Origin of the sequence: Azospirillum sp. A1-3, from assembly GCF_023806445.1 — a bacterium.
Lineage (GTDB): Bacteria > Pseudomonadota > Alphaproteobacteria > Azospirillales > Azospirillaceae > Azospirillum.
The window spans coordinates 50,856-61,061 of record NZ_JAMSLU010000009.1 but is presented as its reverse complement, the minus strand read 5'-3'; the positions used below and the strand labels follow the sequence as shown (position 1 = coordinate 61,061).

Genomic DNA, 10,206 nt, shown 5'->3' with positions numbered 1-10,206 from the left:
GCTGCATTACCTCCGGCACAACGGGCCGGAGCACATCGCCGCCATCGCCCCGCCACGAAGCGGCAAGGGCGTCGGGCTGGTGGTCCCCACCCTGCTGTCCTGGCCGCACAGCGTCGTGGCGCACGACATGAAGGGCGAGCTGTGGGCGATGTCGGCGGGCTGGCGCAAGGCGCAGGGCCAAGTGGTGATGAAGTTCGATCCGGCGGCGGCCGAGGGCAGCGTTGCCTTCAACCCGCTGGCGGAAATCCGCTTCGGTACGCTCTACGAGGTGGGCGACGTGCAGAACGTCGTCACCATCATGGTCGATCCCCAGGGCACCGGGCAGTTGGACCATTGGGCGGCATCGGCGCATGCGCTGCTGACCGGGGTCGTCCTCCATCTCAGCTACAAGGAAGCCAAGGACGGGCGGGCCGTCACCCTGCCGGCGGTGGCGCAGGCCCTGTCCGATCCCGATCGGCCGGTGATGGATCTCTATGTCGAAATGCTGGAGAACCGGCATCTGTGGAAGGCGGAGACCGGCGAGGCGGTGGCGCATCCAGTGGTGGCGGCGGCGGCCCGCGACATGCTGAACACCGAGGATGAGGAACGTGCCTCGATCCTCTCCACCGCCCGGCGTTTCCTCAGCCTCTACCGCGATCCGTTGGTGGAGCAGAACACCGGGCGCAGCGATTTCATGGTCAGTGACCTGATGGACCATGAGCGGCCGGTGTCACTCTACCTGGTTGTCCGTCCCGCCGACAAGGATCGCCTGAAACCGCTGATGCGGCTGGTCATCAACCAGATCGTCAGGGTGCTGGTGCGCGACGAAATGACCTTTGTCAACGGCCGGGAGCAGGCGCTTCACAAACACCGGCTGCTGCTGCTGCTGGACGAGTTCGCCAGCTTCGGCAAGCTGGAGGTCTTCCAAGAGGCGCTGTCCTTCATCACCGGCTACGGCATCAAGGCGTATGTGATCGTTCAGGACGTGGCGCAGCTCTGGAGCCTCTACGGCAAGGACGAGAGCATTCTGTCCAGTTGCCATGTCCGGGTGGCCTACGCGCCGAACAAGGTCGAGACGGCCGAGTGGCTGTCGAAGATGACCGGCACCACCACGATTGTGAAAGAGGATATCTCCACCAGCGGGTCGCGCTTCGGCGCTGTCCTGCAGAACGTGACGCGCTCCTTTCACGAGGTGAGCCGGCCGCTGCTGACGCCCGACGAGGTGATGCGGCTGAAAGCCCCGGTGAAGGACGAGGCCGGCCGGATCAGCGAACCGGGCGACGTGCTGGTGTTCACCGCCGGCCATGCCCCGGTCTATGGCACGCAGAGCCTCTATTTCCGCGATCCGGTCTTCACCGACCGGGCCAAGGTTCCAGCTCCACCAACCGATCGTCTGCGCGGCCCAAAGCCGGGCAAGGCGCCGGGCAAGGCGTTTGTGCTGTGAGCCGGCGCTTTGCCGTGGGGGTGTGGTGCGCCGCGATCCTGACCACGGTGGCGACCACTGCCGCCGGCACGGCCGGCTGGCGGATCAACTCCACGCCTTCCCTGCCGGTCGGGCTGTGGCGGGTCGATGCGGCCGGCGCGGTGACGCCGGGTGTGGTGGTCGAGCTGTGTCCGCCCGACAGCGAACCATTCCGGCTGGCGCGCGAGCGCGGCTATGTGCCGGCGGGGTCCTGCCCCGGCGGCTACCAACCGCTGTTCAAGCCCATCGTCGCCCAGGCCGGCGACGAGGTGGAGCTGACGGCCGAAGGGGTGCGGGTGAACGGCGTGCTGCTGGTGAACAGCCGGCCGCTTGCCGCAGACGGCGCCGGCCGGCCGATGCCGGTGCTGGCGCCCGGCCGCTACCGGGTCGAGGCCGGCACCGTGTGGGTGGTGTCTTCCCATCACCCCGCGTCCTTCGACAGCCGCTATTTCGGGGCGCTGCCGCTGGAGAGCATCCAGGGCACCGCGCGTCCCATCCTTGTGCAGGGGGCGTCATGATCGACCTCATTCTTGCCTGTGCGCCGGACGTGGCGCCGCAGACCGTGCAAGAGATCATCCGGGTGGAGAGCGGGGGGAATCCTCTGGCGATCAACATCAACAGTGCCTCGCTGGCGCGGCCGGCCATCGACGTGGCCGACGCGGTGAAGCTTGCCAGCTCGGCAATGGCCGCCGGCTACACGGTGGATCTCGGACTCATGCAGGTGAACTCGGCCAACCTGTCGAAGCTCGGCTACACGGTCGAGCAGATGTTCGACCCCTGCACCAACCTGAAAGCCGGGGCGGCGATCCTCACCGCCAACTATGGACGGGCGGTCGAGCGCCACGGCCCCGGCCAGGAGGCGTTGAAGGCAGCGCTCAGCGCCTACAACACCGGCAGTTTCGAGCGCGGGTTCCGCAACGGCTATGTCGCCCGCTATTACGGCGCGGGTGTGACCTTTGCGGCCGGCGCTGCTTCGGGTGACGCGGCAGTGCCGCGCCAACCCCTCCCCCAGCCGGCGCCCGAGGCGGCGCCGGCCGATCCCTATCACGCTGACACCACGGCTTACCGGAGGACGACCAATGTCCAACAACGGCTTTCCGACCGGGGCACTGCCCCCGGCGGCCAATGACGCCGAGCAGGCGCCGACCCGCATCCAGCAGGACGCGATCCTCTCCACCAGCCTGTCGGACTTCGGCACGCCAGGGGTGGTGGTCGAAGTCGATCCCGACGAGGCCGAGGCGCTGGGCGCGTTCGAGGAAACTGCGCTGACCGAGGCCGACGCTTGGGAGTCGAACGCCGACTTAGGCGACGCGCCGGAGGGCCACGGCCATGGCGTCGAGTGAGTTTGTCCAGACCGTTGCCGACACCATCATCGGCCAGCTCAAGGAGGGGACGGCCCCCTGGATCAAGCCGTGGAAGCCGGGCGAGCGGCATCTGCCCTACAACCCCACCACCGGCAACGACTATCGCGGCGCCAACACCTTGTGGCTGATGGCGGTGGGGCAGGCCAGGGGCTACGGTGATCCGCGCTGGATGACCTACAACCAAGCCCAGGACACGGGCGCCCAGGTGCGCAAGGGTGAGAAGGGCACCCGCGTCCAGTATTGGAAATGGCAGGGCCTGGAGCCGGTGCTGGGGCAGGACGGCAAGCCGGTGACCGGCGAGGACGGCCAGCCGCTCAAGCAGATGGTGCGCTATGAGCGGCCCCGCGTCCTCTCCGCCGTGGTGTTCAACGCGGCGCAGATCGACGGGCTGCCGGCGGCCGAGGCGAAGCCGGCGCTGCCGGAGTGGCAGCGGCACGAGCAGGCGGAGCGGCTGCTGTCGGCCGGCGATCCGAAGATCCTCCATGAAGGCGGCAACCGCGCCTTCTACAGCCCGGTGTGGGATCACATCGTGCTGCCGGAGCGCTCGCAGTTTCCGAGCGCCGACGGCTTCTATGCGACGGCGCTCCACGAGAAGGGACATTGGACCGGACACAGCTCGCGCCTGGACCGCGACCTGTCGCACCCGTTCGGGTCTGCGGGATACGCCAGGGAGGAATTGCGGGCGGAAATCGCCTCGATGGTGCTGGGGCAGCAGCTCGAAATCGGCCACGACCCCGGCCAGCACGTCGCCTACATCGGCTCTTGGATCGAAGCCCTGCAGGAGGACCCGCGGGAGATTTTCCGCGCGGCGGTCGACGCCGAGAAGATCGTCAAGCACCTCAACGGGCTGGGGCAGCAGCTCAGCCAGGATCAGAGCCAGGACCAGGGCCGCGACCAAACCCCGGTGCCGGCGCTGGGCCAGGACGAGGGGATACAGGTCAAGATGCCGGTGCTCATCACAGAGACGCAGGCCGTGGCGATGCAGACGGCCGACGAGCGGGTTTATCTGGCGGTGCCCTATGCGGAGAAGGACGAGGCGAAGGGGTTGGGCGCACGGTGGGACCGCGAGCAGAAGGCGTGGTATGCGCCGCCCGGTGTCGATCTGGCGCCGCTGGAGAAATGGCGGCCGGGGCATACCGATCTGCGTGTCGACGCCGGCCGCGATCCGCGGGCCGAGTTCGCCGCCGCCTTGCGCGAGGCGGGCTTGCGCCTGGACGGGCCGCCGGAGATGGACGGGCAGATGCGGCGGGTGAAGGTGGAGGGCGACAAGCCGGGCGAGCGCAGCGGCGCCTATGTCGGCCACACCGATGGACACCCGGCCGGCTACATCAAGAACCACAAGACGGGAGTGGAGCGGAATTGGAAGGCACCGGGCCGGGTGCAGGCCGTCACAGCGGTAGACCGCGCCCGGCTGACGGCCGAGGCAGCCCAGCGCCGGCAGACCCGCGCGCAGGAGCGCGAGCTGGTGCAGGAGCGGGCGGCCGACGCCGCGGAGGCGCGGCTTGCCCAGGCCGGGCCGGCGCCGGACGATCATCCCTATCTGCGGTCCAAGGATGTGCCGTCCTACGGGTTGAGCCAGGACCGCGAGGGAAACCTGCTGGTGCCGATCCGGGACATGGACGGCAAGGTGATGTCGGTGCAGGCGATCACCGCCGAGGGTCGCAAGAGCTTCCAGAAGGAGGCCCGCGCCCAGGGCGGGCACTTCCTGATCGGGGACGCGGCGGCCTCGCCATCCGTGCTGGTGGCGGAGGGTTACGCCACTGCGGCGACGTTGCACCGGGAAACCGGGCTGGCGGTGGCGGTGGCGTTCAATGCCAGCAACCTTGGGCCGGTGGCCGAGGCGCTGCGCCAGCGGTATCCGGACAAGCCGTTGGTGATTGCCGGCGACAACGACCACGTCAAGGAACGCCAGGGCAAACCGAACGTCGGACGGGAGAAGGCCGAGGACGCGGCGGCCAGGGTTGGAGGGACGGTGCTGCTGCCGGCGTTCCGGCCGCAGGACCGCGGCACCGACTGGAACGATCTGGCGCGCTCGCAGGGACAAGCGGTGCTGTTCGAGCAGGTGTCAGCCGGGCTGGCGCGGGGCGAGCGGCAGCGCATGGCGGCCGAGCTGGCGCAGGCGCGCAAGCCTCAGACGCAGGGCCAGGAGCGGGGGCAGCGCCAGGACGAAGGCCGGCGGCTGACCCAAGGAGACCCGGAGGCCCAACGCCGCAAGTCACGCAGCATTGGACGATAAATGCGCCCTGCTGATTGCTGAGGTGGGTGCCCAGCGGCGGCCAGGTCTCTCCCGCCTCACGGCACTGCCGGATGAAATGGGCTTTTCAATTGAGGTCAGGAGCACTCAGGTGCCCTGGCCTCCTCTTTCAAAAGCAAAAAACCAAATGACCATTTGAGCATGAGACCAATAGATAATTTTAAGCTTCGCGACAAACTCCGGCTTCAATGCACGCCGCCAACACAATGTCCGTTAGCGGCTGATGAAGCTCTTCAGGAAAGGTAACGGTTGGGCTCCACTGCCCATCGATGTCCCGATGAAGAGGGGAAGTGACTGATGTGGCGTGATTGCCATTCATGACCTCTCGTGATACGCGGAGGCCTCGCACCTTGAACTCGATGCCGTGAACAACAATGAGGACGTCAACCAACGCCAGAAGCTTCCCACCGATAGGAGCTTTCCGGACATTTACGACTTCGGCAAAGACTGTCTCTGTGTCGCTCATTATAGTCTCAGAATGATATTTATCTAATGCGTTATGCTGAATAGCGCCAATTTGGTCAATACCTCCATCTGCTAACTCAGAACAGTCCCTCGTCCTGCCTGTATCAAACGCTGAAGGAATTTGCCGGCCAGCCAGATCCAGATCGTCGCCGGTATTCCGGCGAGCGGATCGCTCTTTTCGCGGCAGCGGCCGGACGCTAAAATCGCTCCTTTACGCGACAGATCGCGAACCTGGGATGGCCGACGACGCGTCGTTGTAATCTGCCCGTTGGCCGCTTCCGAGTTCGTCCAGAACATGCTGGTATTCGCTTGGTGGCAGGGCGCGTGCGTCCTCGGCCATGTGCCGTAAGGCAGCGAGGCCGGCCTCGGTAAACCGAGCCCGCAGCCAATGGCCGCCGTCATCCCGCAACTCCAACAGCCCACGGTCCAGCATCCCCTGAATGACCGTTCCCGGCTTCGGCTGACCCTTGTTCGGCCCGGTGGCCCACCGCTTCACCAGGATGCCGCTCTCCAGCCGCGGTGCCTGCCCAAAGCGCACCATGAATTCGTTGCGGATCAGAGCCCGCTCCCGCGGCGTCAAGGTGATGTCGCTCACCGGGTCATCTCCCTCAGTCCTGTCCCTGCGATACGCGGAACCAATGTTCGGCATACTGCCGGCACAGTTCGGCCTCCACTCCATCTCCGGTGCTTTCGGCATCGGCAGCGCGGGCGAGCCATTGAGACTGTTTCTGAAGCGCTGATCCATTCACACGGACGGGTGCTGGTCGAACCCCGGCCGAAGCGGCAGCGGCGGGGCGGGGCTTGCTGAAATTCGGTCGCGGCACTGGTACGCGGGGCCTGGAGGGTGGCATTGGGCCTACTGACTTCCTTGAATAGAGTGGAGGGTCATCTTCTGACCTGGCAGAGTCTACGCCGCGCTCCTCTACGATGTGCGGGATTTTTCCGGTGCGGCGGTGGAGCCGACGTATGCCGGCGCGCTGACCGACATCGAGGGCGCGGCCGTCCGGCCGGCTCGGTGGCCAGCAGCCTGGTCAACGCCGTCAGCGCCGGCGGCGCCTGGGCTTACCGCCCCTTTCGCGACACCCTCAAGCGTCCGCTTCTGACCCATAGCGGACATTCGCATCTGCGCTAAAAATACGATTATAATATAATAAATTCACCTATAACGCGAGATTGAGAGATGCTTACCCCTGGATTTGCCGGTGCCTCTTGGTGGGCATTCGACTTTCACACCCATACGCCGGCCTCCTCGGACTACGGCAAGGGGCCGAACCAGAACACCCTAAAGCAGATCACTCCCGAGGAGTGGCTGCTCGCCTTTATGCGCAACCGCATCGACTGTGTGGCGGTGAGCGACCACAACAGCGGAGAGTGGATCGACCGGCTGAAGGCGGCGCTGACCACCATGGCGGCATCTGCCACCCCACCGAACGGCTACCGACCGCTCACTTTGTTCCCCGGCGTCGAGATCACCGCCAACGGCGGAACCCATGTGCTGGCCATTTTCGACCCTTCTGCCACCTCATTGGATATTGTTCGCCTACTTACAAAAGTAGATTACAATGGAAGCTATGGGGACAGCGAGGTTGCAGCTAACAAGTCTGTCATTGATATAGTCCGGGAAATTCGCGCTGCCGGGGCTCTTCCAATACTTGCTCATGCCGATCGAGATCGGGGCGCATTTAGGCTAACTGGAAACACCCTGAAGCCGCTTCTGGAGTGTGGTCTTCTGGCTGCAATTGAAATGACCCATCATGCTGCCGACAAACCTCAGATTTACCAGGATCTTAACCTTAGATTGCCGGAGGTTCTCGGCTCGGACTCCCATCACCCAGATGGTGCGAATGGGCCTCAATATCCGGGCTCACACTTCACTTGGGTAAAGATGGAAAGCCCATGCATGGAGGGGCTGTGCTTGGCGCTGCTGGACGGTGCCCCGCTTTCTGTTCGGCGAAGCGACATGGACCCGAGCGAGCAGAACCGCCTACCGGCACTGATGATCGAGTCCATTGAGGTTGCAAACGCCTTCCGGTGTGGTCGTCCTCAACCACTTCGGGTGCAGTTCAGTCCTTGGCTAAGTACCATTGTCGGAGGGCGTGGCTCCGGAAAATCGACGGTCCTGGAGATGATGCGCATCGGACTCCATCGGGAAGACGAGGTGCCGTCCTCTCTCGCGGATGACTTTATGAATTTCAAACGGGTTGGTAGTCGCTCGGATCGCGGAATGCTGACAAGCAGCACTTCTATAAAGGTAAAGTATCGGAAGGACGGAGCGGAATTTTACATACAGTGGAGCCAAGCAGACGATTTGCCCATTATCACCCAGGTCCAGCCCGATGGGCTGGAGGCCGTAGTCCCAGGCGATGTACGATCCCGCTTTCCGGCCCGCCTATTCAGCCAGAAGCAGGTTTTCACCATGGCGGAAAGCCAGGATGCTTTGCTGCGGGCGATTGACGAGGCCGAAAGCGTTAATAAGGCCGAGTGGCAGACCCGGTGGGACCAGGAAGAGAAGCGCTATCTTTCTCTTATGGCTAAGTGCCGGGAATTGGACGCCCAGGCGTCCCAACTGGGTAAAGTTCGCGGCGAACTGGATGATGTCATTCGGAAACTATCGGTGTTCGAGGGTGCCCATCATGCGGACACGCTGAAGAGCTATCAGACGAAGCAGCGTCAGGTTCGGGTGCTGGACGAATGGCGGAAGCGGTGGGCGAACGCCGAAGAGCAGGTACTTGCCGCGCATAAGGCGATCCTGCCGCCGGATGTGGAGCGTGCGGCCTTCTCGGACCCGAGCAGCGAAGCCGAAGCGGGCGCCCTGGAACTCCTGGATGGCGTGCATGCCGAGGTCCAGGAACTTGCGAAAACCTTGAAGGCATTGGCCGAGGCTACCGCCGGTAGGCGTGCTGATTGGGAGACGCGACGGGACGGATCGGCATGGCATGCCGGGGTTGCCAAATGCGAAGAAGAGTACAACGCTCTCGTTGCAAGGCTCCGCGATGAAGGCGTCGAGAATTCCGAGCAGCACGGTGTCCTGGTGCAACAACGCCAGAAACTGGAACAGCGCATCCTCGAACTGGAGAAGATCGAGGAAAGCCGTTTAGATATTGTCAAAAAGGCGCATGGAAGCTTGGACCGCCTCAAGGCGCTGCGTCAGGAAATTACGCAGAAAAGGCAGGGCTTCATCAATGGTGTTCTCGAAAACAATCAATATGTAAAAATCAAAATCTTACCTTATCAGCCCGAGCTTTCGATTGCCGAAAGGGCATTTCGCTCTTTGATAAACCGCGCAAACGATGATAACTTCGCTCAAGATATTCTAGTGGAGGATGATGGGAAGCCCCAGGATGGTCTCCTCGGGCGACTATTGAAGGACATTCCCGTTGATGCCCAGTCCGCTGCTGCTTCTATCGAGGCGCGTCTGGACGAGATGAAGACAAATCTGATCGCTGCCGTACGGGGAGAGGCTATCCCTGTCGGCATGAAGAAGCCGCTCATGAATCATCTTAGAAAGCTGACACCCGAGCAGTGCGACCGGATACGTACATGGTATCCAGAGGACGGGCTACAGGTCAGCTACAGTGCGGACGGAACTGGCCGCAATTTCCACCCGATTGAACAGGCATCGCCGGGTCAGAAGACGGCGGCGATCCTCGCCTTCATCCTGGCCTATGGCACGGAACCGCTGGTGCTCGATCAGCCCGAAGACGACCTGGACAACCGACTGATCTACGACCTCATTGTCCAGCAACTCCGACAGATCAAGACACGGCGACAGGTGATCGTCGTCACCCACAATCCCAACATCGTGGTCAACGGTGACGCGGAGAAGGTTCTCGAAATGGCGTTCAAGAACGGGCAGTGCGTGGTCGCCGAAAGGGGATCGCTTCAGTCGCAAGCAATCCGGGATGCTATCTGCCGAGTGATGGAAGGCGGAACGGAGGCATTCGAAAAGCGATACAAACGAATCGCCTTAGGACGATTCGGTAATTGACCCCCTCTGCGACAAGGATGTGGCTGCGGCCGCCGAATCGGTGGCCCTGGTCATTTTTTTGAGATTCATTGCTACCATTTCAACATGCATGCCGAGATGCTTCGTCCCGGCATGCATTGGTACGCTTGAACGTCTGCTCCTGGCGCTTTGCGGACGTTCGGAGGCGAACGGCCGGGCGCGCCGGCACCACCGCTGCTCTATCCTGCAAGTGGTTTGGCTTCGACCTGTCCCTGCCGCGCTAACCCCTGTCGCCGAGGAGTTCGACCTCGGTTTCGCGCAGCCAGAGCTCGGCGCCGATTGGCAGATGCGCCGGCTGCTTATCGGCCCACTTCTTGAGTGGCTCCTTGGCAAACCGCACCAGATAAGCCTCATCGGCCAAGGTGGTGAAGGAGGCGTTGCGGCTGCCGGGCGTCTGCGTCTCGATCACAGATCCGACCCTCCCCGCCTTGATACCGGTTCCTTTCGTGTAGTGACACCCTGGTGTGCATCAACACGTGCAGAGCCTCCCCGCCAAGCACTCGGCCTGCAGTTCCGCGGCTGCTCTCGTGACATAGGCGGCAATGGTTTCCCGCATCTGCCCCCAGTCGGCGTTTCATTACCCGGGATCGACCAGTTGCATCTGACCTGGCGCGATGGGGCAAATGATCAATTGCCCTATGATGCGAAAGCATACTGATCAAAAGCCCGTTTGCTC

The 10,206-nt window shown here is 63.4% G+C and carries 9 protein-coding genes; 6 read left to right on the top strand and 3 right to left on the bottom strand.

The annotated features are described in order from the left end of the window. The 5 genes from M5E06_RS35420 to M5E06_RS35400 all read left to right on the top strand — a co-directional run. The coding region (locus M5E06_RS35420; protein WP_252142271.1) for a type IV secretory system conjugative DNA transfer family protein at positions 1–1,423 on the top strand (1,423 nt) is incomplete at its 5' end. Then, on the top strand, positions 1,420–1,959 hold the full coding sequence (traF, locus tag M5E06_RS35415) for a conjugative transfer signal peptidase TraF (RefSeq protein ID WP_252142270.1): 540 nt from the start codon (positions 1,420–1,422) through the stop codon (positions 1,957–1,959). The genes M5E06_RS35420 and traF, both read left to right, overlap by 4 nt. Then, on the top strand, positions 1,956–2,570 hold the full coding sequence (locus tag M5E06_RS35410; RefSeq protein WP_252142269.1) for a lytic transglycosylase domain-containing protein: 615 nt from the start codon (positions 1,956–1,958) through the stop codon (positions 2,568–2,570). The genes traF and M5E06_RS35410 overlap by 4 nt, the downstream gene beginning before the upstream one ends. Next, positions 2,521–2,784 carry a hypothetical protein gene (locus M5E06_RS35405; protein ID WP_252142268.1) on the top strand — a complete coding sequence of 88 codons (264 nt, stop codon included), beginning with the start codon at positions 2,521–2,523 and terminating at the stop codon, positions 2,782–2,784. The genes M5E06_RS35410 and M5E06_RS35405 overlap by 50 nt, the downstream gene beginning before the upstream one ends. Continuing rightward, on the top strand, positions 2,771–5,041 hold the full coding sequence (locus M5E06_RS35400) for a zincin-like metallopeptidase domain-containing protein (RefSeq protein ID WP_252142267.1): 2,271 nt from the start codon (positions 2,771–2,773) through the stop codon (positions 5,039–5,041). Before M5E06_RS35405 ends, M5E06_RS35400 begins: the two co-directional genes overlap by 14 nt. 694 nt (positions 5,042–5,735) lie before the next feature. Here M5E06_RS35400 and M5E06_RS35395 read toward each other — a convergent pair. Both M5E06_RS35395 and M5E06_RS35390 read right to left on the bottom strand, forming a co-directional pair. Next, on the bottom strand, positions 5,736–6,119 hold the full coding sequence (locus M5E06_RS35395; RefSeq protein WP_252142266.1) for a hypothetical protein: 384 nt from the start codon (positions 6,117–6,119) through the stop codon (positions 5,736–5,738). Positions 6,120–6,132: 13 nt separating this feature from the next. Next, positions 6,133–6,375 (bottom strand): DUF4167 domain-containing protein, encoded by a 243-nt coding sequence (locus tag M5E06_RS35390; RefSeq protein ID WP_252142265.1) that lies wholly within the window; start codon positions 6,373–6,375, stop codon positions 6,133–6,135. A 329-nt stretch (positions 6,376–6,704) separates the two neighbouring features. On the opposite strand from M5E06_RS35390, the gene M5E06_RS35385 reads away from it, so the two are divergent. Beyond that, the gene (locus M5E06_RS35385; protein WP_252142264.1) at positions 6,705–9,512 is read left to right on the top strand and encodes a TrlF family AAA-like ATPase; all 2,808 of its coding nucleotides are present in this window, start codon (positions 6,705–6,707) and stop codon (positions 9,510–9,512) included. Between the two features lie 238 nt (positions 9,513–9,750). On the opposite strand, the gene M5E06_RS35380 is transcribed toward M5E06_RS35385, so the two are convergent. Next, positions 9,751–9,939 carry a hypothetical protein gene (locus tag M5E06_RS35380; protein ID WP_252142263.1) on the bottom strand — a complete coding sequence of 63 codons (189 nt, stop codon included), beginning with the start codon at positions 9,937–9,939 and terminating at the stop codon, positions 9,751–9,753. Positions 9,940–10,206 lie beyond the last annotated feature (267 nt).